This is a genomic window from Erythrobacter oryzae, assembly GCF_030271515.1.
Lineage (GTDB): Bacteria > Pseudomonadota > Alphaproteobacteria > Sphingomonadales > Sphingomonadaceae > Erythrobacter > Erythrobacter oryzae.
This window is the reverse complement of the sequence record NZ_JASCXI010000001.1, coordinates 360,496-386,180: the sequence shown is the minus strand read 5'-3', so window position 1 is coordinate 386,180 and position 25,685 is coordinate 360,496. Positions and strand designations below refer to the sequence as shown.

Sequence of the window (25,685 nt, the reverse complement as noted above, 5' to 3'; positions counted from 1 at the left end):
GAGCCCGTCGCGCTAGACCGTGTGGTCGCTCTTGGTCTCGTCGTAATCGGCGGGGACGATGTAGAGCGGGCAGGGCAGGCTTCCCGCCGCGCCCGAGAAATGCGTCACCAGCGGGCCCGGGGCGGCACCCTTGGCGGCGCCCAGCACCAGCGCGCCGACCTCGGGGTGCTCGGCGAGAAATTCGCTGACGATTTTCTGGCCCGAACCGGTCTTGACCGAGATCGTCGGCATGATCCCGCTTTCGGCCAGCAGATTGCCCGCCACGCCATGCGCGAGCATCTCGGCCCGGTCACGCGCCTCGGCCTCGATGGTCGCCTGCACCGCGCCGAAAGCGGAGAAGTTCTGCTGCGGCACCAGCGCCAGCAGATGCACCGCGCCCCCCACCGCCACGGCCCGCCGCGCGGCATAGCGCAGCGCGGAGGTCGCTTCCTCGCTCTCGTCGATGATGACCAGGAATGTGCGCATCGTCTCGGGCCCCGTTGGGCTCAGGGGTATCAATGCATTCGTATGGATTGGCAAGCCCTGCGCGCTTCCTGACGATTCGGGGCCTTGCCCGACGCTAGGGAATTGGCCAGAGACAGGCCCAAGGATCGTTCTACGGGAGTTTCATCGGATCATGGCCCTCGACATCAAGATGCCGGCGCTGTCGCCCACCATGGAAGAGGGGACGCTCGCCAAGTGGCTGGTGAAGGTCGGGGACACGGTCGCCTCGGGCGACGTGATGGCCGAGATCGAGACCGACAAGGCCACGATGGAGTTCGAGGCGGTCGATGAAGGCGTGATCGCCGAGATCCTGATCGAAGCGGGCACCGAGGGCGTGAAGGTTGGCGCGGTGATCGCGCGGCTTGCGGTCGAGGGCGAGGAAGCGGCGCCTGCGGCTGCACCCGCCGCGCCTGCTGCCGAGGCGGCGTCAGCCACAGAGGCCTCCGATGCCCCCGCCGCCACACCGACCGCGAAGAAGATGGCCGAGCAGGCGGGGATCGACCTCGCCAGCGTCACCGGCACCGGACCCAAGGGCAAGATCACCAAGGAGGATGTCGAGGCGGCGATCCTCAAAGGCGGCGGGACGCCTCCGCCCGCTGCACCCGCACCTGCACCCGTCGCAGCGCCCGCCGCTGCCGCTCCGGCCGCCTCGGGCGAGCGCATCATCGCCTCGCCGCTCGCCAAGCGGATCGCGGCCGACAAGGGCATCGACTTGGCACTGGTCAAGGGCACCGGCCCCAATGGCCGGATCGTCAAGGAGGACGTCGAGAACTTCACGCCGAGCGCTGCCGCTGCTCCCGCTGCTGCTCCGGCACCCGCTCCCGCCGCGAGCGCGCCCGCTCCTGCCGCCGCGCCTGCGCCGGTCGCCAGCCTGGGCGGCGATCTCGATGCGCCTTACGAGGTCCAGAGGCTCAACAACGTCCGCAAGGTCATCGCCCGCCGCCTGACCGAGGCCAAGCAGACCATCCCGCACATCTACCTCACGGTCGACATCCGCCTCGATGCGCTGCTCAAGCTGCGCGGCGAATTGAACAAGTCGCTGGAAGCCGACGGCGTGAAGCTCTCGGTCAACGACCTCCTGATCAAGGCGCTCGCCCGGGCGCTCCAGCGCGTGCCCAAGTGCAATGTGAGCTATCAGGGCGACACGCTGCTGCAATTCACCCGGCAGGATATTTCGGTCGCGGTCGCTGCGCCCTCGGGCCTGATTACCCCGATCATCCGCGACGCGGGCCGTAAAGGCCTCGCCGAGATCAGCACCGAGATGAAGGCGCTCGCGAACAAGGCCAAGGACGGCAAGCTGCAGCCGCACGAATTCCAGGGCGGGACAGCGAGCCTGTCGAACCTCGGCATGTTCGGCACCAAGCAGTTCGACGCGGTGATCAACCCGCCCCAGGCGATGATCCTCGCAGTCGGCGCGGGCGAGCAGCGCCCGTGGGTCGAGGACGGCCAGATCGTCGCGGCCACCGTCATGAGCGCCACCGGCAGCTTCGACCACCGCGCCATTGACGGCGCGGACGGGGCGCAGCTGATGGAAGCGCTGAAGAACCTCGTCGAGAACCCGATGGGGCTGGTGGTGTGATGATCGAGTGGTCAGTCGGCAGGCTGGCACCCGGGGCGAAAGCCGGCTGATGTTCGATCGCCTGAACCTCGGAGGGCGCGCGGCGCTGGCGGTGCCGGTCATCGCGCCGGCGATCGGTGCACTGGTGGCGCTCGTCTCCCTTGCGCTGGCAACGGAGGATGCGCTGATCAAGGGTTGGAGCCTCGCCTATATCACCTTCGTCTATGCGACGATCATTGCCCTGCCGGTCGGCATCGCGCTGGCGTTCCCGGCGGTGCTGCTGGGCCATCTCCTGCCCGAGCCCCGCTTCGGCTGGCTGATCGCCATCGGCGCTGTCACGAGCGGCGGGCCCGCGGCGCTGCTTTCGCTGCCGGACGCCGAGACGGCGCTGGGCGCCGCGCTCATCTTCGGCATGATCGGTGCCGTCGCCGCGTGGCTGTGGTGGCACTTCGTCGAGCGTCACCGCGAGATGGAACCCGCGCATGACTGACCGCTCCCCCCTCATCCGCGTCACCGCCATGCCGGCCGACACCAACCCCTATGGCGGGGTGTTTGGCGGGTGGCTGATGGCGCAGATGGCGCTCGGTGCGGGCAGCCTCGCGAGCCGCGTCGGGCAGGGCAAGGCCGTGGTCGTCGCGGCGACCGACTTCGCGTTTCCAGGTGCGATGGCGGTGGGGGACGAGCTGTCGGTCTATTGCGACGTGCTCGCCACCGGCAACACCTCGCTCACCATCGCCGCAGAGGCCGTCGCGCGCGAGCGCAATGGCGAGGCGACCCAGACCGTCGCGCGCGGCACCTTCAAATTCGTCCTGATCGGCGAGGACGGGCGCCCGCGCGCCCTGCTCGCCAATCCCCAACTCCTCCTCCCCAAGGATGACTGACGATGGCCAGTAAGTATGACGCCGCTGGAGCGGTTGCGAGCGCGAATGGCCTCACCCTATGACAGAGATGGTCTTTCCTTACCTTCGAAGCGCAGTACGCGGCATCGGGTATTTCATGCTTTTCCTCATACCCCTGTTTTACATGCTCAAAGGGATGGAAAATAGCGGAGACCGTGGGGGTAGAGCATGGCTCTTTCTATTGGCCTACGCGTTGGCATGCTTCATGTCGGTAAGACTTCTTCCCGAATACACAGTTGGCGGAGCGATTGTCTTTGCAGTGTTGCTCTTGCCCGTCTTGCTGGTTGCACGTGCAATCATTTTTCGCTCACGCTGATTTTTGCCGAGGGATTTTATGGCTACTGAATATGACGTGATCGTGCTCGGCTCGGGCCCCGGCGGCTATGTCGCGGCGATCCGCTGCGCGCAGCTCGGATTGAAGACCGCGATTGTCGAGCGCGAGAATCTGGGCGGCATCTGTTTGAACTGGGGCTGCATCCCGACCAAGGCGATGCTGCGCTCGGCCGAGATCTTTCATTACATGCAGCACGCGGGCGATTACGGTCTGAAGGTCGCTGGCCAGATCGAGGCGGACTTGGCCGCGATCGTCAAGCGCAGCCGGGGGGTGGCCAAGCAGCTCAATCAGGGCGTCACGCATCTGATGAAGAAGAACAAGATCACCGTGCACATGGGGCAGGGCACGCTGACCGGCCCGACCAGCCTGACGGTGAAATCGGACAAGGGCGAGGAAGCCCTGTCGGCCAAGCACATCATCGTCGCCACCGGCGCGCGCGCCCGCGACCTGCCCTTCGCCCCCGCCGACGGCAAGCGCGTGTGGACCTATCGCCACGCCATGACCCCGACCGAGCTTCCCGCCAAGCTGCTGGTGATCGGTTCCGGCGCTATCGGGATCGAGTTCGCCAGCTTCTACAATGATCTCGGCAGCGAAGTGACCGTGGTCGAGATGCTTGACCGGATCGTGCCGGTGGAGGATGCGGACCTGTCCAGCTTCCTTGAGAAGTCGCTGAAGAAGCAGGGCATCACGATCATGACGGGCGCCGGGGTCGAGGCAATCAAGGTCTCGGACAAGGGCATCACCGCCACCATCAAGGACAAGTCGGGCGCGTCGGCCACCAGCGAGTTCACCCACGTGATCGTCGCCATCGGGATCGTGCCAAATACCGAGAACATCGGTCTTGAAGGCCTCGCCGACATGGACCGCGGCTTCATCCAGATCGACCCCTATGGCCGCACCAAGTCCAAGGGCCTGTGGGCGATCGGCGACTGCACCCCGGGGCCGTGGCTGGCGCATAAGGCGAGCCACGAGGGCGTCACCGCCGCCGAAGCCATCGCGCAGGAACTGGGCAACACCGAAGTCCACCCGCACCCCTTGAACCGCAGCAACATCCCGGGGTGCACCTATTGCCACCCGCAGGTCGCCTCGGTCGGCCTCACCGAGGCCAAGGCGAAGGAGGCCGGCTACGAGGTCCGCGTCGGCAACTTCCCCTTCATCGGCAACGGCAAGGCCATCGCGCTGGGCGAGGCCGAGGGCTTCATCAAGACCGTGTTCGACGCCAAGACCGGCGAGCTTCTCGGCGCGCACATGGTCGGCGCGGAAGTGACCGAGCTGATTCAGGGCTACACCGTCGGCAAGACGCTCGAGACCACCGAAGCGGAACTCATGCAGACCGTCTTCCCGCACCCGACGCTCAGCGAGATGATGTACGAAAGCGTGCTCGACGCCTACGGGCGGGCGCTGCACTTCTGATGGGCGAAGCGTCCCCCGAGGCCCTCAAGGGCGAGGACTGGGCGGGCGAGATGGGCGCGCGCTGGCTCGCCAGCCTCGATCGCTTCGAGGGCATGATCGCCCCCATCGGCAAGGCGCTGCTGGCACGGGCGGGCTATGTGCCGGGCGAGCGGGTGCTCGATCTCGGCTGCGGCGGCGGGGCGACGACGCTGGCGATTGCGCAAGCCGTTGGCCCCGAGGGAGCGGCGCTCGGGCTCGACATCGCGCCGATGCTGATCGAACAGGCCGAGGCGCGGGCGGCGGCGGCGGGCAGCAGCGCGCGCTTCGTCTGCGCCGATGCGGCCAACGCGACGCTGGATGAGGCGCCCTTCGGCCGCCTGTTCTCGCGCTTCGGTTCGATGTTCTTCCCCGAGCCTGTCCCGGCCTTCGCCAATCTGCGCGCAATGCTCGCACCCGGCGCAAGGATCGACTTCGCCGTCTGGGCCCATCCGCGCGACAATGCGTGGATGATGGAGGTGATGGGCGTGGTCCGCGCCCATGTCGAAGTGCCGCCCGCCGTACCGCGCGCGCCGGGGCCCTTCGCGTTCGAGGACCTCAGATATCTCGAAGAGGTGCTCACGGCTGCGGGCTTCACCGGCTTTGCAGCGGAGGCCTATCAGGGCGAGCAGCCCGTCGGCGGCCCCGTCGCGACACCCGGGGAGGCAACCGACTTCGTCCTCGCCTCGATGGCCGCAGGCCGCATCCTTGCCGAACAGGGCGAGAACGTGCTGGCCGCCGCCCGCACCGATCTCGCCGCGATGTTCGCTCGCCACCACCGCGCGGGCGAGGGCGTGATGCTGGATTGCAAGGCGTGGCTCGTGAGCGCCAAGGCCTAGGGGCAGCAACGGTAAAGGAGCAGGGCTATGTCGGATCTGAAGGTCGAGTTTCCCGAACCGTGCAGCGAGCGATGGGAAGACATGTCCTCACGCGGTTGCCACCGTCACTGCGCGACTTGCGACAAGGTGATCCACGATCTGGCCGCGTTGACCATCGAGGAGGCCGAGGCGCTGCTGGCGCGCGAGGAAGAGGCCTGCGTGCGCGCAGAGATTGGGCGGGGCGGCGTGGTCAGGCTGAAGCCGTCAGGTCGCAGCACGGGACGCCGGATGGTCGCCGCCGCGGGTGCTTCGCTCGCGCTGGCGAGCGCGGCGTGCCAGACAGTGCCGGATGAAGCTGCGCCGCGATATGCAATTTCAGGGCAGCTCAATGATCGCTATGCGAGCAAGATCACCCTCTACTCCGACAACGGCAAGTCCAAGCGCCGCAGAATCAAGACGATGCCGGGAGAATTCGCGTTCACGAACCTCGCGCCCGGAACCTACACGCTCTATGTCGAAGGCGATTGCGGCTACTCTGCGCAAGGCCCGAAGCTGACCATCGTGGACCGCTCGCTCAACCTGGGCGAGGTTCAATTCACGGAAGAGAGCAGCGAATGGGGCTGTCCGATCATTGTCGGCCGGATCAGGCCGGTGGACCGACCGGAGATGGGCTGACGCGGGGGCTGGCGGACAGGGTGGGATTCGAACCCACGGTAGGCTTGCACCTACGGCGGTTTTCAAGACCGCTGCCTTAAACCACTCGGCCACCTGTCCTATGCCGCAATCGGCTAGCGCCGAACGGCGGTATTGTCACCTGCGGCGACGTCTCCGGCGCTTGTCGCGCCTCCGACTCCAAGACCGCTGCCTTAAACCACTCGGCCACCTGTCCTATGTCGCAATCGGCTAGCGCCGAACGGCGGCAATGTCACCACCCTAAGGGGTGACAAACGCGAACCCGTTGTTGGGAATTCAGCCAAGGTGTGACATCCCTATGCGCATGATTCCCCGCCTCCTCGCCGCCGCCGCGCTTGCTCTGGTCGCGCTCACCGCGCCGCCCGCCTCTGCGCCCGCGACCGCGCAGGCGAGTGCCGACGGGATTCCCTTCGACGCCTATCTCGAGCTCCTGAAGGCCCGCGCCCGCGCAGAGGGCGTGCGCGAGGATACGCTGGATCGCATGACCGCCGGGCTCACCCCCAATCCGCGGGTGATCGCGCTCGACAACAACCAGCCCGGCAGCGCCACCACGCGGGGCTATCCGCCGATGTCCGACTATATCCGCACCCATGTCGATGCCGCGCGGATCGACGGGGGGAGAGCGGTCTACAGCCAGCACCAGAGCACCCTCGCCGCCATCGAGGCGAGCTACGGCGTGCCCGCGCCGATCATCCTCGCGATCTTCGGGCACGAGACCAGCTATGGCCGGGTCAAGGGCGACTTCGACCTTGCCCGCTCGCTGGCCACGCTGGCGTGGGAAGGCCGCCGCCGCGAACTGTTCGCGGGCGAGTTCGTCGCGCTGATGAAGATCGCCGAGAAGGGCTACGGGCGCGAGCAGCTGGTCGGCTCCTACGCGGGCGCCTTCGGCAATCCGCAGTTTCTCCCCAGCGTCTACCTGCGCCTCGCGACCGACGGCGACGGGGACGGGCGGGCGGACATCTTCACCAACCGGCCCGACACCTTCGCCTCGATCGCCAACTATTTCCGCGACGCCGGATGGCGTCCGGGCGAGCCATGGGGCGTGGCCGCCGCGGTGCCGCCGGACTTCGATGCCTCGGCCTATCGCACCCGCCTCGTCTCGCCGGTCTGCCCGCGCGTCCACGAACGTCTCAGCCGCTGGATGACCGTCAAGGAATGGCGCGCAGCCGGGATCGAGCCCCTGCGACCGCTCGGCGACAACGTCATGACCGCCTTCTTCCAGCCCGACGGCCCGGGCACCCGCGCCTGGCTGCTCACCGGCAACTACCGCGCGATCCTCGAATACAACTGCTCGAGCTATTATGCCCTGAGCGTCGGATTGCTGGCTGACGAAATCGTGAACTGATGCGCCAGCCCGCCTCGCCAAGGGGGATGGGGGCCGATATAGCGACGCGCGTGATGCTCTCCCGATTGCTGCCGCTTGCCCTGACGCTTCTTGCCCTTTTGCTGAGCGTGCCTGCCCGCGCGATGATGCCCGATGCGGGGCTTATGCTCCCCCCTGCGCTCCCCGCCGTCCCCACCGCGTCCGAGGCGCCGGTGGCGCTGCTGGTGGACCTCGGCAGCGGGCAGGTGCTCCACGCCCGCCATCCCGATGCGCGCTTCATGCCCGCCTCGGTCACCAAGGTGATGACGCTCTACCTCGCCTTCGAGCTGATATCGCAGGGCAAGCTCGATCCCGCGCAGGTCTTCACCATGAGCCCGGGGATCGCGCGGGACTGGCGCCGGGTGGGCTCGACCATGTTCCTCGACGCGGGCGAGCAGGTGCGGGTCGATGACCTGCTGCTCGGCATCGCCAATGTCTCTGCCAATGACGGGGCAGCGGTGCTGGCGGAAGGACAGGCGGGATCGGTGGCAGCGTGGACGAAGCTGATGAACCAGACCGCGCTCGGCATCGGCATGACCGGGAGCCACTTCGCCAGCCCCAACGGCTGGCCCGACGAGGGCCGCACATTCACCACCGCGAGCGACCTCGTCGCGCTCGCGCGGGCGATGATCACGCGGCATCCGGACAAGTTCGGCTATTACATCGGGCGCGCAGGGCTCGACTACAAAGGCATCGCGCAGGTCAATCACGATCCGATGATCGGGCGCGTGCCGGGCGCGGACGGGATCAAGACCGGCTTCACCAACGAGGCGGGCTTCTCCTACCTCGGCACCGCGCGCAGGAACGGCCAGCGGCTGGTGCTGGTGCTGGCGGGCGTGCCCAACGGGCGGCTGCGGGCGAAGATCGCGCGGGCCTATGTCGAGTGGGGCTTCTCGGCGTTCGAACGCCGCCAGCTCTTCGCGCCGGGCGCGGTGGTGGGCGAGGCGCGGGTGCAGGGCGGCGACGCACGTTCGCTCGCGCTGAAGGCCGCCGGATCGGTCGCGATCAACCTGCCCAAGGGGAGCAACAGCCCGCTGTCCGCGACGATCCGCTACGAGGGGCCATTGAAAGCGCCGATCGCCGCCGGGCAGGAAGTCGCGGTTCTGGAAGTCACCGCCGAGGGCGTCGCCCCGGCGCGTATTCCGCTCTACGCGGCGGAGAGCGTCGGCACCGCCGGACCGCTCGACCGGATTGTCAACGCCGCCTTCGGACTGTTCTCGTGAGCGTGCCGGGCCGCTTCATCGCCTTCGAGGGCGGGGAGGGGGCGGGCAAGTCCACCCAGGCGCGCCTGCTCGCCGAGGCTCTACGCGCGCGCGGCCTCACCGTCGTCGTCACCCGCGAGCCGGGCGGCACGCCGGGGGCCGAGGCAATCCGCGCGCTGCTGCTGTCTCCCCCCGGCGAGGGCTGGCCGCCTGAGGCCGAGGCCCTGCTCTTCGCTGCCGCGCGCGCCGATCATGTCGCGCACCTGATCCGCCCGGCGCTCGCGCGGGGCGAGTGGGTGATCTGCGACCGCTTCGTCGATTCGAGCCGCGCCTATCAGGGCGGGGCAGGGGGCCTCGGCGACGAGGCGATCACCGCGCTCCACGCCTTCGGTAGCGACGGCTTGCGGCCCGACCGGGTGATCCTGCTCGAGGGTGACGAGGCGGCGCTCGCGGGCAGGCTCGCCGCGCGCGGGGAAGCGGCCGACGCCATCGAGGGGCGCCCGGCGGAATACCACCGCGCCGTTGCCGCCGCCTTCCGCGCGCTCGCCGAAGCCGATCCGCAGGGCTTTGCCCGGATCGACGCGCTCGGCGCACCCGAGGACGTCCACGCCCGCATCCTCGCCGCACTCGGGGATTTGCTCCCGTGACCGACTGGCCCAACCACGCCGAAGCCTGGCGCGCATGGCGCGATGCGCTGGGCGGCGAGCGGATGCATCATGGCTGGCTGCTCGCGGGCAAGGCGGGGCTGGGCAAGCGCGACTTCGCGATGGCCGCCGCGCGCGAGCTGGTCGCTGAACCCGGCGTGCCGCAGCCTGCGGGCGAGCACCCCGACATCATCACCCTCACCTACGGCCCCAAGGACGACAAGGGCGAGAAGGCGCAGGCCGAGGGCAAGCCCTTCGAACTCGCCCGCTCGATCCGCATCAAGCAGATCCGCGCGATGCAGCGCCGCCTGACGACCCGGCCGACGCTGGGGAGCAGGCGGGCGATCATCATCGATCCGGCGGACGATCTCGAACGCAACGCCGCCAACGCCATGCTCAAAGGCCTCGAGGAGCCGCCCGCAGGCACCTTCTTCCTGCTCGTCACCCACCGCCCTGCGCGCCTGCTGCCGACGATCCGCTCGCGCTGCCGCACCCTGCGCTTCCCGGTGCTGACGGACAGCCAGCTCGGCGCGATGCTGCACGCAGCAGGGCTGCCCTCGGACCCGCAGGCGATTGCTGCGGCGGAGGGCTCGTTCGGCGCCGCCGTGCGCTTTGCCGAGGAGGACTTGGCCCCCATCGCCCGCGCCATCTCGGCGCTGCTGGCGAGCGGCGACAACTGGATGACCGGGCGCGGCGAGCTTGCCCGGCTGATCGGCCCGCGCGCCGGACGCGAGCGGGTGCAGGCGGTGCTCGATCTTGCCCAGTCGCTCGCCGCCCGTGCTGCGCGCGCAGCGGAAGACCCGGCCCGACGCGCGAAGTTGATCGAGACCCACGCCGCCCTGGTCCATCTCGCCGCCGAGGCGCCGACGGCCAATTTCGATCCTTCCCTGCTCCCCTTCGAGATCGGCAGCTTGCTTGTCGCCGCCGCCCCCGCTAGCGAACCGGCCCATGGCTGAGACGACCCCCTTCTACATCACCACCGCGATCAGCTACCCCAACGGGAAGCCCCATATCGGTCACGCCTACGAAGCGATCGCGGCCGACGTGATCGCGCGCTTCCAGCGCCTTTCGGGCCGCCGCGTGCGGTTCCAGACCGGCACCGACGAGCACGGTCTGAAGATGGCGCGCAAAGCCGAGGAACAGGGCCGCACCCCCGCCGATCTCGCCGACGAAATGTCGGGCTATTTCCGCGCGATGTGTGATGCTCTGAACGTGTCCTATGACCGCTTCATCCGCACCTCCGAGCCCGATCACCACCGCGCCAGCCAGGCGATCTGGCAGGCGATGGAGGCCAATGGCGATCTCTACCTCGATCGCTACGAAGGTTGGTACTCGGTCCGCGACGAGGCCTATTACGACGAGAGCGAACTGGTCGAGGGCGAGGGGGGCGAGAAGCTCTCCCCGCAAGGCACCCCGGTCGAATGGACGGTCGAGGAAAGCTGGTTCTTCCGGCTTTCGAAGTATGAAGGCCAACTGCTTGAATTGCTGAAGACCCCCGGCTTCCTCGAACCGGCAAGCCGGCGCAACGAGATGATCGCCTTTGTCGAGCAGGGCCTGCGCGATCTCTCGGTCAGCCGCACCTCTTTCGACTGGGGCGTGAAGGTGCCGGGCAGCGACGGCCACGTCATGTATGTGTGGGTCGACGCGCTCACCAACTATCTGACGGGGCTCGGCTATCCTGACGATATGGGCGATTTCTGGCCCGCCAGCCTGCACCTCATCGGCAAGGACATCGTGCGCTTCCACACGATCTACTGGCCGGCCTTCCTGATGAGCGCGAAGCTGCCGGTGCCCCAGAAGGTGTTCGGCCACGGGTTCCTGCTCAATCGCGGGCAGAAGGAATCGAAGTCGCTCGGCAATGTCACCGATCCGGTGGCGCTGGCCGAACGCTTCGGGGTAGACGCCTTGCGCTACTTCCTGATCCGCGAAGTCGCCTTCGGACAGGATGGCAGCTATTCGCCCGAAGCCATTGTTCAAAGGGCAAATGGCGAGCTTGGCAATGCCTTCGGGAACCTTGCGCAGAGGACGCTCGGGTTCATCGCCAAGAACCTTGAGGGCTACCTTCCCGCGATCCGCGGCCACGATGCGGCGGACACCGCGTTGTTCGAAACCGTCGACCGGGCGATTACCACCGAAATCCCTGAGGCTTTCGAAAACCTTGCGCTCCAGCAGGCGGTCGAGGCGTGGCTTCAGGCGGTGTTCGCCTGCAACGCCTATATCGACGCGCAGGCCCCCTGGACGCTGCGCAAGACCGATCCTGAGCGGATGGAGACCGTGCTCGCCACGCTCTACATCTGCATCGCGCAGCTAGCGGTCGCGATCAGCCCGGTGATCCCGGCCAGCAGCGCCAGGCTGCTCGATATGCTGGGTGTTCCCGACGATCTGCGCACCCTCGAAGGGATCCGCAGCCACTGGTATTCGCCGCTCGCAGAGAGCGACTACCAGCTATCCGCGCCAACCCCGCTGTTCCCGCGGCTTGAGCTTCCCGCCGAGGACGCGTGATGCTGGTCGACAGCCATTGTCACCTTGAATACAAGGGCTTGGTCGAGGATCGTGAGGGCGTGCTCGAACGCGCGCGGGCGGCGGGTGTCGGCGCCTTCCTCAACATCTCGACCCGCCAGTCCGAGTGGGATCAGGTCGTCGGCACCGCCGCGCGCAATCCCGATGTCTTCGCCAGCGTCGGCATCCACCCGCACGAGGCTGACGCGCACCAGGACCTCGGCCGCGCCGCCTTGCTCGAGGCGACGCGCCATCCCAAGGTCATCGCGATCGGCGAGACGGGCCTCGACTACTATTACGACAAGTCGGACAGAGACGCGCAGAAGTCACTGTTCCGCATGCATATCGACGTCGCGCGCGAGACTCAGCTGCCGCTTATAATCCACACCCGCGACGCCGAGGAGGACACCCACGCGATCCTCGCCGAGGAGATGGGGAAGGGGGCCTTCCCGGCGCTGATCCACTGCTTCACCGCCTCGGCCGATTTTGCGGACAAGGTGCTGGCGCTCGGGCTGACCATTTCGCTCTCGGGCATCGTGACCTTCAAGAATGCCAAGGAGTTGCAGGAGGTCGCCAAGACCATTCCTGAAGACAGGCTGCTGGTCGAGACCGACAGCCCCTTCCTCGCCCCGGTTCCGCATCGGGGGAGGGTGTGCGAGCCAGCCTATGTGGCGGACACTGCGGCCTTCGTCGCAGCCTTGCGCGGAACGGATGTGGAACACCTCAAAGTGGTGACCACGGCCAATTTCTTCAACCTTTTCAGCAAGGCGCAGGCATGAAGCTGGTGATGCTCGGCTCGGGCACCTCGACCGGGGTGCCGCGGCTGGGCGGGCCGGACGGCACCGGCGACTGGGGCGACTGCGATCCGGGCGAGCCGCGCAATCGCCGCACGCGGGTCTCGATCCTGGTCGAGAGCGATGAAGGCAAGCGGCTGCTGGTCGACACCTCAAGCGATTGCCGCGCGCAGCTGTTGGCGAACCGCATCGGCCATATCGACGCGGTGTTCTGGACGCATGACCATGCCGATCACTGCCACGGCATCGATGATCTCAGGGTGCTGCGCTATGGGCGCGGCGGGCCGATCCCGGGTTTCGCCGCGACTGAAACCGTGCGGCGGCTGCGCAACCGCTTCGGATATGTCTTTGCCGGACAGGAGGGCTATCCCACGATCTGCACGATCGACACGCTCGATCGCCTGAGGATGATCGCCGGTATCGGCGTCGACTGGTGCCAGATGGCGCATGGCCCCGGCGAGACCACCGCATACCGCTTCGAAGCCGATGGCAAAAGCATCGCCTATGCTACCGATTTCAGCGCGATTTCCGACGAGATGATCGACCTGTTCTACAAGGTCGACATCCTCGTGAGCGATTGCCTGCGCCGCGAGCCGCATCCGACCCATGCGCATCTCGGCATGGCGATCGAACTGGGCGAAAGGTGCAAGGCCGGGCGCGTGGTGCTGAGCCATCTCGACAAGAGCATGGATTACGCTGCGTTGTGCACCGAGGTGCCGGACTTCGTGACGGTGGGTTATGACGGGTTGGAGATGACGGCATGAACAGCGAATTGCTTCTGCCGCTCGTGACCAGCGTCGGCTGGCTGATCCTGGCGATGAGCGCGCTGGCATCTCACCGGCTCGGCTGGGGGCAACTCGCCAAGATGGCGCTCGGCTGGGTGGTGATATTCGGCGGCATCTACGTGATCGTCGAGTGGTTCCTGTACGTGCAGGGCTCCGCCTCCGCTGTGATATAAATTTTACATAATATATATTATCCATCTTGAGGATCGGGATGAGCGACACCCCTAAGCAGCCCCCTATCGACCGCCTCCTCGCCATCATGGCGCGGCTGCGCGATCCGGAGCGTGGCTGCGAATGGGATCTGGCGCAGAACTTCGCCACCATCGCGCCCTATACCATCGAGGAAGCCTACGAAGTCGCCGACGCGATCGAGCGCGGCGATATGGCCGAGCTCAAGTCCGAACTCGGCGATCTGCTGCTCCAGGTCGTGTTCCACGCCCGCATGGCCGAGGAAGCCGGCCTGTTCAGCTTTGACGACGTCGCCGCAGCGATCTCGGACAAGATGGAGGCGCGCCACCCGCATATCTTCGGCGACGAAGGCGGCACGATGGACAGTGACCGATGGGAAGACCTCAAGGCCGGCGAACGCGCCACGGCCGGGGCGACCAGCGCGATGGACGGCGTCGCCCGCGCGCTTCCGGCGCTGCTGCGCTCGGAAAAGCTGCAAAAGCGTGCCGCGCGCGTCGGCTTCGAGTGGCACGACCTGAAAGGTCCGCGGGACAAGTTGCTGGAAGAATTGCAGGAACTCGAAGAGGCCGATGATACGGAACGCCTGATGGAGGCCGGTGACGTGCTGTTCGTCGCGGTCAATATCGTGCGCCGCTACGGGGTCGATGCCGAAGAAGCCCTGCGCGCCTCCAACGCCAAGTTCGAGCGACGTTTCCGCGCAATGGAACAGCTGGCGGCAGCAGCCGGTCAGGACTTTGCAAAACTCTCGCTCGATCAGCAGGAAGACCTGTGGCAGGCTGTCAAGCGATCTGAGAAAGCGGCCTCAAAGGCTTGAGAACTGGCCCAGTTCCTTCGGGTTCAAGCGCACCGTCAGGCGCCGTAGCGGCCCTTCCTCGCTCTCGCCCCCTTCGTCATCGCTGAGCACATCGCCATGCGCATGGAGCCACGCAATCCGGCGGCCATCGCTCACCGGCAGGAGGAAGCTTACCTCCCGCGCGCTTCCGGTCAGCAGCCGGGAAAGCTCCGCTTCGAGGGCAGCCACCCCCTCCCCCGTCGCCGCCGAGAGGATCACCGCACCCTGCCCCTCGGCCGCCTCGCGCAATTCGCCAAGCGAATCAGCATCGAGGAGGTCGCACTTGTTCCACACTTCGAAGATGGGAATAGCGCTCGTCCCGGTTTCGGCATCGACCACATCGAGGTCGGCGAGCACGTCCAGCACCTGCTTCTTCTGCGCGGCGTGGGAAGGGTTGGCCATGTCGCGCACGTGGCAGATCACGTCGGCCGCCGTGACCTCCTCCAGCGTCGCGCGGAAGGCGGCGACGAGCTGCGTCGGCAGGTCCGAGATGAAGCCCACCGTGTCCGAGAGGATCGCCTTCTCGACCCCAGGCAGGCCGATCGCCCGCATCGTGGGATCGAGCGTCGCGAAGAGCAGGTCCTCGGCCATCACCTCGGCGCCGGTCAACCGGTTGAACAGCGTGGACTTGCCCGCGTTGGTATAGCCAACCAGCGCCACCACCGGCCAGGGCGCCCTTCCCCGCCGGTCGCGGTGCAGGGCGCGGGTCTTCTTCACCTGCTCGAGCTCGCGGCGCAGACGACCCATCCGCTGGCGGATCATCCGGCGGTCAGCCTCGATCTGCGTTTCGCCCGGGCCGCCGAGGAAGCCGAAGCCGCCGCGCTGGCGCTCGAGGTGGGTCCAGCTCCGCACAAGGCGGCTCTGCTGGTAATCGAGATGCGCGAGTTCCACCTGCAAGCGGCCTTCCGCGGTCGCCGCGCGCTCGCCGAAAATCTCGAGGATCAGACCCGTCCGGTCGATCACCTTGCGCTTCAGCCGATCCTCGAGATTGCGCTGCTGGATCGGGGTCAGCGCGCCGTCGACGATCACCAGCTCGGCCTCGTGCTGCTCGCACCAGATACCGATGTTCTCGACCTGGCCCGAGCCGAACAGCGTGTTGGGCTGCATCTGCCGCACCGGCAGCACCGCCGAATGGGCGATCACCACCCCGATCGCGAGCGCCAACCCCTCGGCCTCGGCCAAGCGCTCGGCTGGGTCGAGATCGTAGCGCAGCGCGCGGATGTCCGGACACAGGACCAAGGCCCGCGCCCCGCGGGTCACCTCGTCCTGAAACTCGCTGTCGAAGCTCAGTCGTCTATCCCGTCGTCTTCGCCGTCATCCTCGTCATCGACACTGAGGTCGACCGGCGAGGCGGGCTGGATGGTGGAGACCGCGTGCTTGTAAGCCAGCTGCACAGCGCCGTCGCGCTCGAGCAGCATGCAGAACAGGTCATAGGCCGCGATCCGCCCTTGCAGCATCACGCCGTTGACGAGGAACATGGTGACCTGCACCTCGGCCTCGGCGACGCGGCTGAGGAAGATGTCCTGCAGCATCTTCTGCTTGCGGCCGCCGCCCTGGCTGCCGAACTGCGCCGGATCGAGCGAGGTGCCCGGCATGATCGTGCTGATCGCGTGCTTGTAGACCAGCTGCGACTGGCCGTCGCGGCGCAGCAGGATCGAGAAATTGTCGAACCAGGTGACGATGCCCTGCAGCTTGACGCCCTTCACCAGGAACATGGTGACGGGAATCTTGTTCTTGCGCAGCAGGTTAAGGAAGGCGTCCTGAAGATTACCGCCGTGGCGGACCGGTGCGCCGCCACCCTTGCTTTCGCCTTCGGCAGGCGCGGGAGGGCGCGAAATCGGACGGGGGGAGAGCGTTCGCCCGCTGGACATGGTCGTGGCTCCTGTTCTTGGCGGCCGGCTTATATGCCGGTTCGCAGATAGCAGGCCGCCACAAATGGCTGGGAGGACGGCCTCGGTGCCATAATGGCGCTTGCGGCCGTGCGGGACAAGGCTTGATTTTGCCGCGAATTGCCCCGCCGGTCGCGTTTCCGGATCAATCGTCCTCGTCGCGCCGGTCGGCCATGCCGAGCAGCTTCAGTTTGCGGTGCAGCGCCGAGCGTTCCATTCCGATGAAGCTCGCGGTCTTGGAGATATTGCCCGAGAAGCGGCGGATCTGGATCGAGAGATACTCGCGCTCGAAGCTGATCCGGGCCTCGCGCAGGGGCACGCCCATGATCGCGGTCAGGCTGTCGCTGGCAAGGCCGATCTGCCCGCCGATGATCTCGGGCGGCAGCATGTCGGGCTCGACCGTGCCGAGCCGCTCGCGCGGGGTCATGATGATCGTGCGCTCGACCACGTTGCGCAGCTGGCGGACATTGCCCGGCCAGTCATAGGCCTGAAGCGCGGCCATCGCCTCGGAGGAAATCTCGGGCGGGGCGAGGCCCTGATCGTTCGAATAGCGGGTGAAGAAATGCTCGGCGAGCGCGGGGATGTCCTCGCGCCGCTGGGCGAGCGATGGGATCGTCACCGGCACCACGTTGAGGCGGTAGAACAGGTCCTCGCGGAACCGCTTCTCGGCCATTTCCACCGTGAGGTCGCGGGTGGTCGAGGAGACCACGCGCACATCCACGCCGATCTGGCGGGTGCCGCCGACACGGACAAAACTCTGGTCCGTCAGCACGCGCAGGATGCGGGCCTGGGTGGAGAGCGGCATGTCGGCGATCTCGTCGAGATAGAGCGTGCCGCCGTCGGCCAGTTCGAGCAGGCCCGGGCGCACCTGCTTGCCGTTCGCTTCCTCGCCGAACAGTTCCTGTTCGAAGCGTTCCGGCGTGATGCGGGCCGAGTTGACGAGCACGAAGGCCCCGTTCGCGCGCGTGCTCCATGCGTGGAGCAGGCGCGCTGCGACCTCCTTGCCCGCGCCCGCTGGGCCCGAGATCAGCACCCGGCTCCCCGTGCTGGCGACACGCTTCAGGGTCGCGCGCACGGCGTTGATCGCGGGCGAATTGCCGGTGAATTCGGCGCTGCCCCAGCTGCCTTCGCGCAGGCGCGAATTCTCGCGGCGCAGACGCTCGGTCTCGGTCGCGCGCTCGACGAGCAGCAGAAGGCGCTCGGCCTCGAAGGGCTTTTCGATGAAGTCCATCGCCCCGCGCCCGACCGCGGCGACCGCGGTGTCGATATTGCCGTGGCCCGAGAAGATGATGACCGGCAGGTTCGGCTCGCGCGCCTTGATCGCGTCGAGCAGTTCGAGCCCGTCCATCTGGCTGCCGTGCAGCCACACGTCGAGCAGCACGAGGCTGGGGCGGCGTTCGTCGATCGCGGCAAGCGCCTCGGTGCTGTCGGCGGCGGTGCGGCAGGCATAGCCCTCGTCGCCGAGGACGCCCGCCACCAGCTCGCGGATATCGCGTTCATCGTCGACGATCAGGATCTCGAGCGCCATCGGGCGGCTCCTTCTTCGGGGTGGACCTTGGAGGACGAAAGCGGGTTCATGCGCCGTCGCCCTCAATTGGGTTGGGATTGCGCGCGAAGCTGAGGGAGACGCGGGTGCCGCCGCTCGCCGCGCTGGCGAAGCTCATGTCGCCGCCATGCTCGTCGACGATCTTGTTGACGATGGCGAGGCCGAGGCCGGTGCCCTTCTCGCGGGTGGTGACATAGGGCTGGGTGAGGCGCTCGGGATTGGCCGGAAGGCCGACGCCGTTGTCCTCGATGGTGACGATGATCGCCTCGCCGGCGTCCTTCATCGTGACGGCGATCTCGCCCGCGTAGGCGCCCTTGGCCTCGGCCGCGCGCGCCTCGACGGCTTCGACCGCGTTCTTTAGGACGTTGGTCATCGCCTGACCGAACTGATGACGGTCGCAGCGGATCTCGCGGTCGATGAGCTCAGAGGAGGCGACCGAGAAGGCGATGCCCGAATGCGCGACTTCCTGAAGGAACACCGCCTGCCGGACCAGATCCAATGCGTCCTCGTCGCGGAACACCGGTTTGGGCAGGCGCGCGAAGCTGGAGAATTCGTCGACCATTGTCCTGAGGTCGCCGACCTGCCGGACGATGGTGTTGGTGAGGTCGTCGAACAGCTCGCGATCCTCGTCGGTCACCTGCTTGCGGTAGCGGCGCTTCAACCGCTCGGTGGCGAGCTGGATCGGAGTAAGCGGGTTCTTGATCTCGTGCGCGATGCGGCGGGCGACATCGGACCAGGCGGCCTGGCGCTGGTCGAGCAGCTGGCGGGTGATGTCCTCGAAGGTGATCACGTGACCTTCATCCGTGCCGGGCGCCACCTTGACCGCGAGCGTCAACAGGTCGGTGCCCTTGGCGTGGGTGACGATGGCGCGCTCCTTGCCCTCGGCGAGGATGCGGGCGAGTTCGGGGGCGAGCGCCTCCAGCGACTGGCCGATGAGGTCGGCGGGCAACCCGTCATGCGCCAGTAGCGCCTGTGCCGAGGAGTTCATCAGCGTCACCCGGGCCTCGGCATCGACCGAGACCACCCCGGCGGTGACCGATTCGAGCACCGCCTCGGTGAAGGCGCGGCGGTCGTCGATCTGGCGGTTGGCGCTGACGAGGGCCTGGGTCTGCTTTTCGAGCTGCGCGGTCATGCGGTTGAAGGCGCGGTTCAAAAGCCCGATCTCGTCCGCCCCGGTGCGGCCTTCGAGGCGAAGCGCGAAGTTGCCCTGCCCCACCTTGCGCGCCGCGCCGACGAGGTCGGTGAGCGGCTCAACCTGCCGGTCGGCAAAGCGCAGCGCGAACCAGATCGCGAGGCCCACCAGCAGCAGGCTCACCCCCACCAGCGCGATATTGAAGCGAAGCTGGAGCGTGCGCGCGCTCCCCGTCAGCCGGTCATAGGCGGTGACGATCGACTGCGCCTTGGACCACGATTTGAACATCGTCTCTTCGGTGGTGCGGGCATTGTAGAGGTAAACGCCGGTCTGCGCGTCGATCGGGACCAGCGCCTCGATCCGCTCGGGGCTGCCGACCACCACGGCAAGCGCGCCCTTGTCGAGCTGGGGGAGCGCCGCGCGGCTGAAGGCAAGCGGGTTGTTGTCCTTGGTGAGGTTGAGTGCGGCTGCGGTGCGGAATGATCCGTCGGGCATGCGCTGGAGCACGGCGCTTTCCGAGATCTCGCGGCCCTGCGCCTGATAGGCGTAGAAATCGGGGAAGTCGGGATCGGTGATCGGCACCCGCGCCAGCGTGTCGCGCAGGTCGGTCGCCATGGTGACCGAGTTCTGTTCGACGTCGCGCTGGTTGGCGTCGTAATAGTTCTGCGCCAGCGCGTTGGCGTTCTCCATCAGCCCGCGCGATTCGTCGGAGAACCAGAAGTCGACCCCCGTCTGGAACAGGAAGGCGGCAAACCCCGCGACCAGCAGCGTCGGCAGCGCGGCAACCATCGAGAAGAAGAACACCAGACGCACATGCAGCCGCGCCGTCGAGCCCGCCGCGCGGCGCAGCGCGAGGCGGCGGCCGATCAGCACCAGCAGCGCCATCGCCGGCACCAGCGTCGCCATCAGCAGGACCGAGACCTGCATGGTCGGCAGCAGATCGTCGGAAGCGGCAGTGCGGCCATAGGTCGTCCAAGCCGCGATAATCGCCGCCACCAGCGCGGTCACCGCCAGCCCTTCGAGCCATGCAAAGAGGTTCACGCGGCGCCCGGCGAGCAACAGCTTGCGCCACCAGCGCGGGGGCTGGCGCAGGGCGGGACGCGGGGGCCGGGGTGGGGATTGCGCCATCGTTGCCGCTTTACAACAATGGTGTGGCCAATTTGCAAGACCGCCCGCACAAAAACCTGCACTTGTGCGACGTCTCGTGCCGCGCGCACGCCGATCAGGAGGGCGAGAAGCGCTCCGGCTCGAGCCCGAGCTCGCCGATCCGCTTGCGCAGGGTATTGCGGTTGATCCCGAGCAGCTGCGCCGCGCGCAGCTGGTTGCCTCCGGTGCGCCCGAGGGCATATTCGATCAGCGGCTTCTCGAACGCCGCGAGCGCGCGGTGGTAGAGCGCACCCGGCGGCGGGTTCTCGGCGGTGAGCCAGCCTGCGAGCGCCGCGCCGAAACCGCCCTGCCCGCCATCTTGCGGCACGCTCGCAGGCGCGATTTCGGGGCCGATGATGTCGGAGACCGCATCGGCGTCGATCCGCTCCTCGCGCGCCATCAGCGCGAGGCGGTAGACCACGTTGCGCAGCTCGCGGACATTGCCGCGCCACGCCCGCGCCTCGAGCCGCTCGATCGCCTCCTGTGTCAGCACGCGGCGCGGCAAGCCGTCTTCGGCCGCCAGCACAAGGAAATGCTGGGCGAGCGCGGCGATGTCCTCGCGCCGCTCGCGCAAGGGGGGCAGCACGATGGGGACGACATTGAGGCGGTAGAACAGATCCTCGCGGAAGGTGCCCGCGGCGATCATCGGGGTGAGGTCGCGGTTGGTGGCGGCGATGATGCGGACATTGACCGCGATCTCCTGCCGCCCGCCCACGCGCCGGATGCGCCCCGATTGCAGCGCGCGCAGCAGCCGGGTCTGGGCCTCGGCCGGCATGTCGCCGATCTCGTCGAGGAACAGCGTGCCGCCATTGGCCTGTTCGAACTTGCCGATCGCCTGCGCGATAGCGCCGGTGAAGGCGCCCTTCTCGTGGCCGAACAGCTCGCTTTCGACGAGGTCGGCGGGGATGGCAGCGGTGTTGACCGCAACGAAGGGCCCGGTGCGGCGGTTGCCGAGCTCGTGGATCGCCTCGGCCACCAGCTCCTTGCCGGTGCCGCTCTCGCCGGTCACCAGCACCGTGAGATCATTGCGCAGCACGCGCGTGATCATGCGATAGACGCCCTGCATCGCCGGGCTGCGCCCGACCAGCGGCATCCGCTCGCCCTCGCCCGGGATCGCGGCGCCGGGTTCCTCGGCCGAGGGCGAGCGCGCGCCTGCGGCCTGCCGCACCGCATGGACCAGCTCGTCGAGGTCAAAAGGCTTGGGGAAATATTCGAAGGCCTCGCTCTCGGAAGCGCGCACCGCGGTATCGAGCGTGTTCTGCGCCGAGAGCACGATGACCGGCATATCGGGCGCACGCTCGCGCACCGCAGAGAGGCTGGCGAGGCCGTCACCGTCCTCGAGGATCACGTCGGTCAGCATCACCGCAAAGCGGCGCGAGGCCAGCAGCTTGTCGCGCGCGGCGATGGCGGTGCAGTGGGCGATCGCGAAGCCCTCGTCCTCGAGCGCGGCGATGATCACCGTCGCGATGGCGATGTCGTCCTCGACCAGCAGGATCGGATCATGCGCGTTCGGCATCAGACAGCGTCCGGCGCCTGCGGCAGGTGGAGGCGGAAATTGGTCAGCCCGGCGCGCGCGTCGCGATCATGGCTGACATTGCCGTTCATGTCGCGCACCAGCTTGCGCACCAGCGACAGGCCCAGCCCCTGTCCCGAGGGCTTGGAGGAGACGAAGGGCTCGAACACGTGGTCGCGCAAGGCTGGGTCGATGCCGGGGCCGTTGTCGGAAATGGTGATCTCGATCGGCAAGGGCACCGCGCGCCCGTTGCGGATCGCGCTGAAGGCAAGGCCGCTGACGAAGCGGGTCTGGACGATGATGAAGGCCCCCTTCCCGCCCCCCGCCAGCGCCGCATCGCGCGCGTTGGAGACGAGGTTGATCAGCACCTGTTCGAGCGCGTCGCGATTGGCGAGCACGGGGGGGAGCGAGGGGTCGAACTCCTCACGGATCTCGATCTCCCCCAGCGCGCTGCCCGCCGCGCGCATGGTGGCGACTGCGGCGCGGATCGCCTCATGCGGGTTGCATGGGTCGACCGAGGCGGTGCGGGTGCTGCCCAGCTGCTGCATCCGGTCGATCAGCCGCGCGATGCGATCGACCTCGTCGGTGATCATCTTGGCGAGCTTCTTGTCGGCATGGGGCAGCTTGCGCGCCGCGAGCTGCCCCGCCCCGCGGATCGCGGCGAGCGGGTTCTTGATCTCGTGCGCCAGCACCGCAGGCGCGCCCAGCATCGCCTCGCCATTGCCGGGGTTCGCCGCATCGTCATGGCCGATCTGCGAGAGCGTCACCACCCGCCAGCCCGGAAAGCCGCCCAATGGCGAGGCGGTGAGGTTGACGCGGGTCTCCTGCGCGCCGACGCGGATCGCCAGATCGCGCGCTACGAGCGCCTCCTCGCTGGCGAGCAGCCGCGCCTCGACCCGCGGGTCCATCGGCCCGATGCGGTCGATCAGCCGCTTTCCGAGAAGCCGCACCGCGCTGGTGCCGAGCAGGTCTTCGGCGGCGTGATTGACCTCGGCGATGCGCCCCTCGCCGTCGATCAGCACCACCGCGAAGATCAGGCCGGAAAGCTGCGCGCGCGCATCGGGGCGCGGGGCTCCTTCGGGTTCGGCCGGAATGCTCGCCACGCTCAGGCGGCCTGCTGCAGCAGGAAGGGGGTGTAGAAGCGCTCGATCTCGCCGAGCACCTGGTCGGCATCGTCGATGAAATTGACCTGGTTGCGGAACTCGGCCGAGCCGTGGAGGCCCTTGGTGTACCACCCGAGGTGCTTCCTCGCCATCTTCACGCCCGTCTCGCGCCCGTAGTGATCGAGCATGCGGTGATAATGTTCGACGACGACGGCGTATTGCTCGTTCATGCCGGGGGTCGCGCGGGCCTCGCCGGTGCGCCACCAGTGCATCACCTGCCCCAGCAGCCACGGCTTGCCGTAGGCGCCGCGCCCGATCATCAGCCCGTCGGCGCCTGATTGCTCCATCGCCTTGGCGGCGTCCTCGATGGTGCAGATGTCGCCGTTGACGATGACGGGGATGTTCACCGCGTCCTTGACCTTGCGGACAAAGGCCCAGTCGGCCGAGCCCTTGTACATCTGGTTGCGGGTGCGACCGTGGACCGTCACCATCTGCACTCCGAGGTCTTCGGCGATGCGCGCCATTTCGGGGGCGTTGAGACTGTCGTGGCACCAGCCCATGCGCATCTTGACCGTCACCGGCACCTTCACTGCCTTGACGGTCGCCTCCATCAGCCGGACCGCGAGCGGCACTTCGCGCATCAGCGCGGAGCCGGCGAACTGGCCGACGACCTTCCTCACCGGGCAGCCGAAATTGATGTCGATGATCGCCGCGCCGTTGCCTTCCTGGATCTTGGCGGCTTCGGCCATGGAGGCGGGGTCGCAGCCGACGAGCTGCATGGAGACAGGCTCCTCGATCCGGTCCCACGCGGTTTTCTGGGTGCTGACGCGGGTCTCGCGGATCGCCGCCTCGCTCGCGACCATCTCGGTGACGTTGAGGCCCGAGCCGTAGCGGCGCACCAGCGTGCGGAACGGCATGTCGGTGACGCCGGTCATGGGCGCGAGGATCACCGGCTCGGCAACCGTGACGGGGCCGATGGCGATCGGCTTCAGGGCCGGCGGAGTGGGGAGCGGGGTCATGTCGGGGTTTGTGCCTAAAATATGGGCAGGCGCATAGTGGATTGCCGAAAGCGCGTCCAGTGCCTAAGCGATGCCACCGATGAGCGTCGCTGCCCCCCTCCCCCCGTTTGCCGCGATTGTGGTAGCCGCGGGCAAAGGCCTTCGGGTCGGCGGTGATATTCCCAAGCAGTTCAGGATGTTGAAGGGGAAACCCATCATCCGCTGGTCGGTCGAGGCACTCGCACAAGCGGGTGCGGATGTGATCGTATCCGTGGTAAGCCCCGATGCCGAAGGTGACGCCCGAGCAGCGCTGGAAGGGATCGATGGGCTGCGCTTCGTCCACGGCGGCGCGACCCGGCAGGAGTCGGTGCGCGCAGGGCTCGAGGCACTTGCCGATGCCGCGCCCGCGCGCGTGCTGATCCACGACGCCGCCCGCCCTGACCTGCCCCGCGCAGTGATCGCCCGGCTACTGGCGGCGCTCGACGAGCACCCCGGCGCGATCCCTGTCCTGCCGGTGGTCGACAGCCTTGCGGTGGCGGGGACAGGCGGGGTGATGACCGGCAAGGCCGAGCGTGAAGCCTTGCGCCGCGTCCAGACCCCGCAGGCCTTCCGCTACCCTGCAATCCTCGCCGCCCACCGCGACTGGCCGGGCGCGCCGGATGCGGGCGACGATGCCCAGGTGCTGTCAGCCAGCGGAGGTTCAGTCGCGCTGGTCGATGGGGACGAACGCCTGAAGAAGATCACCTTCCCCGAGGACCTGATGGACCAAGCAACCACTCCCGCCTTCCGCATCGGCCAGGGCTTCGACGTCCACCGGCTCGAGGCGGGCGAGGAGCTGTGGCTCGGCGGGGTGCTCATCCCGCATGACAAGGGGCTGGCGGGCCATTCCGACGCCGACGTCGCGCTCCACGCCATCACCGACGCGGTGCTCGGCGCGGTTGGCGAGGGGGACATCGGCACGCACTTCCCGCCCAGCGACCCGCAGTGGCGCGGCGCACGCTCGGGGCGGTTCCTTGAACATGCCGTGGGCCTCGCCCGCGGGGCCGGATACGCCATCGCCAATGTCGACCTGACCGTCATCTGCGAGGCCCCGAAGATCGGCCCCCACCGCCCCGCCATGCGCGCCGAAGTCGCCCGGCTGATGGGGCTTGCCGAGAGCGCGGTCAGCATCAAGGCCACCACCACCGAGAAACTCGGCTTCACCGGCCGCGGCGAGGGTATCGCCGCGCAGGCCATCGTTCTTGTCACCCGCACCGCTTGAGGAGACCTGCCATGACCCGCTCCCTGATCGCCCCCGCCCTCGCCCTCACCGCGCTCGCCTCGGCCACCGCCGCGCAGGCGCAAGCGCAGGCCTGCATCCCGCAAGCCGACATGACCGATGCCATCATTTATGCGATGCCCATCGCCTATGAGGCTGCCCAGACCGCCTGCGCCAACCGCTTCGCCGCGGATGGTTTCATGGCCCGCGAGGGCGACGCCTGGGTCGCCACCTACCGCAACGGGCAGGACAAGGCCTGGCCGGGCGCGCTGCGCGTCATCAAGACCTTCATGGCCGATGATGCCGCAGCCAAGGGAACCGGCGGCGAAGACATGTCCGCCATGATCACCGCCCTGCCCGAGAACGCGCTGCGCCCCTTCGTCGATGCGATGGTCGGGCAGATGATCGCCAAGGAGATCAAGCCCGACAGCTGCGGCACGATCGAGCGGGCGGTGGAACTGCTGAGCCCACTGCCGGGCGAGAACATCGGCGGGCTGGTCGCCTTCATGCTGGAGCTCGACGACAAGGGCAAAAGCCCGCTCTGCGGCGCACCGTCGGCGAGGGCAAAGGCGAAGTAAC

General features: G+C 67.7%; 25 protein-coding genes and 1 tRNA gene. 17 read left to right on the top strand and 9 right to left on the bottom strand.

Translation table 11 applies throughout. The features are described 5' to 3' along the window. Positions 1-12 precede the first annotated feature (12 nt). Complete coding sequence (locus tag PFX90_RS01925; protein ID WP_285709917.1) at positions 13-465, bottom strand: universal stress protein; 453 nt, start codon at positions 463-465, stop codon at positions 13-15. 151 nt (positions 466-616) lie between these two features. Between PFX90_RS01925 and PFX90_RS01920 the strand changes: the two genes are divergently transcribed. The 6 genes from PFX90_RS01920 (at position 617) to PFX90_RS01895 (ending at position 6,195) form a co-directional block, all read left to right on the top strand. Next, complete coding sequence (locus PFX90_RS01920; RefSeq protein WP_285709915.1) at positions 617-2,062, top strand: 2-oxo acid dehydrogenase subunit E2; 1,446 nt, start codon at positions 617-619, stop codon at positions 2,060-2,062. Between the two features lie 49 nt (positions 2,063-2,111). Further along, positions 2,112-2,531, top strand: a complete 420-nt coding sequence (locus tag PFX90_RS01915; protein ID WP_285709913.1) for a hypothetical protein — start codon at positions 2,112-2,114, stop codon at positions 2,529-2,531. Then, positions 2,524-2,922 (top strand): acyl-CoA thioesterase, encoded by a 399-nt coding sequence (locus tag PFX90_RS01910; RefSeq protein ID WP_285709911.1) that lies wholly within the window; start codon positions 2,524-2,526, stop codon positions 2,920-2,922. The genes PFX90_RS01915 and PFX90_RS01910 overlap by 8 nt, the downstream gene beginning before the upstream one ends. Positions 2,923-3,274: 352 nt before the next feature. Beyond that, positions 3,275-4,687, top strand: a complete 1,413-nt coding sequence (gene lpdA / locus PFX90_RS01905) for a dihydrolipoyl dehydrogenase (protein WP_285709909.1) — start codon at positions 3,275-3,277, stop codon at positions 4,685-4,687. Then, the gene (locus PFX90_RS01900) at positions 4,687-5,541 is read left to right on the top strand and encodes a class I SAM-dependent methyltransferase (protein ID WP_285709906.1); all 855 of its coding nucleotides are present in this window, start codon (positions 4,687-4,689) and stop codon (positions 5,539-5,541) included. Before lpdA ends, PFX90_RS01900 begins: the two co-directional genes overlap by 1 nt. Before the next feature lie 27 nt (positions 5,542-5,568). After that, positions 5,569-6,195: a carboxypeptidase-like regulatory domain-containing protein gene (locus PFX90_RS01895; protein WP_285709902.1), complete on the top strand. Its 627-nt coding sequence runs from the start codon at positions 5,569-5,571 to the stop codon at positions 6,193-6,195. Positions 6,196-6,204: 9 nt separating this feature from the next. On the opposite strand, the gene PFX90_RS01890 is transcribed toward PFX90_RS01895, so the two are convergent. Beyond that, a tRNA-Ser gene (locus PFX90_RS01890) sits at positions 6,205-6,294 on the bottom strand. Positions 6,295-6,517: 223 nt separating this feature from the next. Between PFX90_RS01890 and PFX90_RS01885 the strand changes: the two genes are divergently transcribed. From PFX90_RS01885 to mazG, 9 genes are read left to right on the top strand one after another with little or no spacing between them, the layout of a single operon-like run. Further along, positions 6,518-7,558 (top strand): lytic murein transglycosylase, encoded by a 1,041-nt coding sequence (locus PFX90_RS01885; protein WP_285709900.1) that lies wholly within the window; start codon positions 6,518-6,520, stop codon positions 7,556-7,558. 53 nt (positions 7,559-7,611) lie between these two features. After that, complete coding sequence (locus PFX90_RS01880) at positions 7,612-8,799, top strand: D-alanyl-D-alanine carboxypeptidase family protein (RefSeq protein ID WP_285709898.1); 1,188 nt, start codon at positions 7,612-7,614, stop codon at positions 8,797-8,799. After that, positions 8,796-9,425 carry a dTMP kinase gene (gene tmk, locus PFX90_RS01875; protein WP_285709895.1) on the top strand — a complete coding sequence of 210 codons (630 nt, stop codon included), beginning with the start codon at positions 8,796-8,798 and terminating at the stop codon, positions 9,423-9,425. The genes PFX90_RS01880 and tmk overlap by 4 nt, the downstream gene beginning before the upstream one ends. After that, complete coding sequence (locus PFX90_RS01870; protein WP_285709894.1) at positions 9,422-10,378, top strand: DNA polymerase III subunit delta'; 957 nt, start codon at positions 9,422-9,424, stop codon at positions 10,376-10,378. Before tmk ends, PFX90_RS01870 begins: the two co-directional genes overlap by 4 nt. Next, positions 10,371-11,924 carry a methionine--tRNA ligase gene (gene metG, locus PFX90_RS01865; protein ID WP_285709892.1) on the top strand — a complete coding sequence of 518 codons (1,554 nt, stop codon included), beginning with the start codon at positions 10,371-10,373 and terminating at the stop codon, positions 11,922-11,924. Before PFX90_RS01870 ends, metG begins: the two co-directional genes overlap by 8 nt. Then, a complete protein-coding gene (locus PFX90_RS01860) occupies positions 11,924-12,700 on the top strand; it encodes a TatD family hydrolase (protein WP_285709890.1) in 777 nt (258 codons plus the stop codon). The genes metG and PFX90_RS01860 overlap by 1 nt, the downstream gene beginning before the upstream one ends. Then, the gene (locus tag PFX90_RS01855; protein WP_285709888.1) at positions 12,697-13,479 is read left to right on the top strand and encodes an MBL fold metallo-hydrolase; all 783 of its coding nucleotides are present in this window, start codon (positions 12,697-12,699) and stop codon (positions 13,477-13,479) included. Before PFX90_RS01860 ends, PFX90_RS01855 begins: the two co-directional genes overlap by 4 nt. Then, a complete protein-coding gene (locus PFX90_RS01850; protein ID WP_285709885.1) occupies positions 13,476-13,673 on the top strand; it encodes a hypothetical protein in 198 nt (65 codons plus the stop codon). The genes PFX90_RS01855 and PFX90_RS01850 overlap by 4 nt, the downstream gene beginning before the upstream one ends. Positions 13,674-13,711: 38 nt before the next feature. Continuing rightward, a complete protein-coding gene (gene mazG, locus PFX90_RS01845; RefSeq protein ID WP_285709883.1) occupies positions 13,712-14,503 on the top strand; it encodes a nucleoside triphosphate pyrophosphohydrolase in 792 nt (263 codons plus the stop codon). Here mazG and hflX read toward each other — a convergent pair. The 7 genes from hflX to dusB form a co-directional block, all read right to left on the bottom strand. Next, complete coding sequence (hflX, locus tag PFX90_RS01840; RefSeq protein ID WP_285709881.1) at positions 14,492-15,781, bottom strand: GTPase HflX; 1,290 nt, start codon at positions 15,779-15,781, stop codon at positions 14,492-14,494. The two genes, mazG and hflX, sit on opposite strands and share 12 nt — an antisense overlap. Positions 15,782-15,807: 26 nt before the next feature. Then, positions 15,808-16,392, bottom strand: coding sequence for an RNA chaperone Hfq (gene hfq, locus PFX90_RS01835; RefSeq protein ID WP_285709877.1), 585 nt, complete (start codon positions 16,390-16,392; stop codon positions 15,808-15,810). Between the two features lie 163 nt (positions 16,393-16,555). After that, positions 16,556-17,938, bottom strand: coding sequence for a nitrogen assimilation response regulator NtrX (gene ntrX, locus PFX90_RS01830; protein WP_285709875.1), 1,383 nt, complete (start codon positions 17,936-17,938; stop codon positions 16,556-16,558). 46 nt (positions 17,939-17,984) lie between these two features. Beyond that, positions 17,985-20,216, bottom strand: coding sequence for a sensor histidine kinase (locus PFX90_RS01825; RefSeq protein WP_285709872.1), 2,232 nt, complete (start codon positions 20,214-20,216; stop codon positions 17,985-17,987). Between the two features lie 94 nt (positions 20,217-20,310). Beyond that, complete coding sequence (locus PFX90_RS01820; protein ID WP_285709870.1) at positions 20,311-21,750, bottom strand: sigma 54-interacting transcriptional regulator; 1,440 nt, start codon at positions 21,748-21,750, stop codon at positions 20,311-20,313. Further along, a complete protein-coding gene (locus PFX90_RS01815) occupies positions 21,750-22,850 on the bottom strand; it encodes a two-component system sensor histidine kinase NtrB (protein WP_285709867.1) in 1,101 nt (366 codons plus the stop codon). Before PFX90_RS01815 ends, PFX90_RS01820 begins: the two co-directional genes overlap by 1 nt. Before the next feature lie 2 nt (positions 22,851-22,852). Beyond that, the gene (gene dusB / locus PFX90_RS01810) at positions 22,853-23,869 is read right to left on the bottom strand and encodes a tRNA dihydrouridine synthase DusB (RefSeq protein ID WP_285709865.1); all 1,017 of its coding nucleotides are present in this window, start codon (positions 23,867-23,869) and stop codon (positions 22,853-22,855) included. Between the two features lie 79 nt (positions 23,870-23,948). On the opposite strand from dusB, the gene PFX90_RS01805 reads away from it, so the two are divergent. Then, positions 23,949-25,109, top strand: a complete 1,161-nt coding sequence (locus tag PFX90_RS01805) for a bifunctional 2-C-methyl-D-erythritol 4-phosphate cytidylyltransferase/2-C-methyl-D-erythritol 2,4-cyclodiphosphate synthase (protein ID WP_285709863.1) — start codon at positions 23,949-23,951, stop codon at positions 25,107-25,109. Between the two features lie 11 nt (positions 25,110-25,120). Beyond that, a complete protein-coding gene (locus PFX90_RS01800; protein WP_285709861.1) occupies positions 25,121-25,684 on the top strand; it encodes a hypothetical protein in 564 nt (187 codons plus the stop codon). Position 25,685 lies beyond the last annotated feature (1 nt).

Bases quoted from the DNA above. Each gene is read 5' to 3' on its own strand.
- PFX90_RS01820 (WP_285709870.1), bottom strand. From the start codon at position 21,750: ATGCCGAACGCGCATGATCCGATCCTGCTGGTCGAGGACGACATCGCC.
- PFX90_RS01925 (WP_285709917.1), bottom strand. From the start codon at position 465: ATGCGCACATTCCTGGTCATCATCGACGAGAGCGAGGAAGCGACCTCC.
- PFX90_RS01915 (WP_285709913.1), top strand. From the start codon at position 2,112: ATGTTCGATCGCCTGAACCTCGGAGGGCGCGCGGCGCTGGCGGTGCCG.
- PFX90_RS01825 (WP_285709872.1), bottom strand. From the start codon at position 20,216: ATGGCGCAATCCCCACCCCGGCCCCCGCGTCCCGCCCTGCGCCAGCCC.
- PFX90_RS01855 (WP_285709888.1), top strand. From the start codon at position 12,697: ATGAAGCTGGTGATGCTCGGCTCGGGCACCTCGACCGGGGTGCCGCGG.
- PFX90_RS01850 (WP_285709885.1), top strand. From the start codon at position 13,476: ATGAACAGCGAATTGCTTCTGCCGCTCGTGACCAGCGTCGGCTGGCTG.
- PFX90_RS01920 (WP_285709915.1), top strand. From the start codon at position 617: ATGGCCCTCGACATCAAGATGCCGGCGCTGTCGCCCACCATGGAAGAG.
- PFX90_RS01900 (WP_285709906.1), top strand. From the start codon at position 4,687: ATGGGCGAAGCGTCCCCCGAGGCCCTCAAGGGCGAGGACTGGGCGGGC.
- PFX90_RS01895 (WP_285709902.1), top strand. From the start codon at position 5,569: ATGTCGGATCTGAAGGTCGAGTTTCCCGAACCGTGCAGCGAGCGATGG.
- ntrX (WP_285709875.1), bottom strand. From the start codon at position 17,938: ATGGCGCTCGAGATCCTGATCGTCGACGATGAACGCGATATCCGCGAG.
- PFX90_RS01880 (WP_285709898.1), top strand. From the start codon at position 7,612: ATGCTCTCCCGATTGCTGCCGCTTGCCCTGACGCTTCTTGCCCTTTTG.
- metG (WP_285709892.1), top strand. From the start codon at position 10,371: ATGGCTGAGACGACCCCCTTCTACATCACCACCGCGATCAGCTACCCC.
- PFX90_RS01885 (WP_285709900.1), top strand. From the start codon at position 6,518: ATGATTCCCCGCCTCCTCGCCGCCGCCGCGCTTGCTCTGGTCGCGCTC.
- hfq (WP_285709877.1), bottom strand. From the start codon at position 16,392: ATGTCCAGCGGGCGAACGCTCTCCCCCCGTCCGATTTCGCGCCCTCCC.
- PFX90_RS01805 (WP_285709863.1), top strand. From the start codon at position 23,949: ATGAGCGTCGCTGCCCCCCTCCCCCCGTTTGCCGCGATTGTGGTAGCC.
- PFX90_RS01800 (WP_285709861.1), top strand. From the start codon at position 25,121: ATGACCCGCTCCCTGATCGCCCCCGCCCTCGCCCTCACCGCGCTCGCC.
- lpdA (WP_285709909.1), top strand. From the start codon at position 3,275: ATGGCTACTGAATATGACGTGATCGTGCTCGGCTCGGGCCCCGGCGGC.
- dusB (WP_285709865.1), bottom strand. From the start codon at position 23,869: ATGACCCCGCTCCCCACTCCGCCGGCCCTGAAGCCGATCGCCATCGGC.
- mazG (WP_285709883.1), top strand. From the start codon at position 13,712: ATGAGCGACACCCCTAAGCAGCCCCCTATCGACCGCCTCCTCGCCATC.
- PFX90_RS01860 (WP_285709890.1), top strand. From the start codon at position 11,924: ATGCTGGTCGACAGCCATTGTCACCTTGAATACAAGGGCTTGGTCGAG.
- PFX90_RS01910 (WP_285709911.1), top strand. From the start codon at position 2,524: ATGACTGACCGCTCCCCCCTCATCCGCGTCACCGCCATGCCGGCCGAC.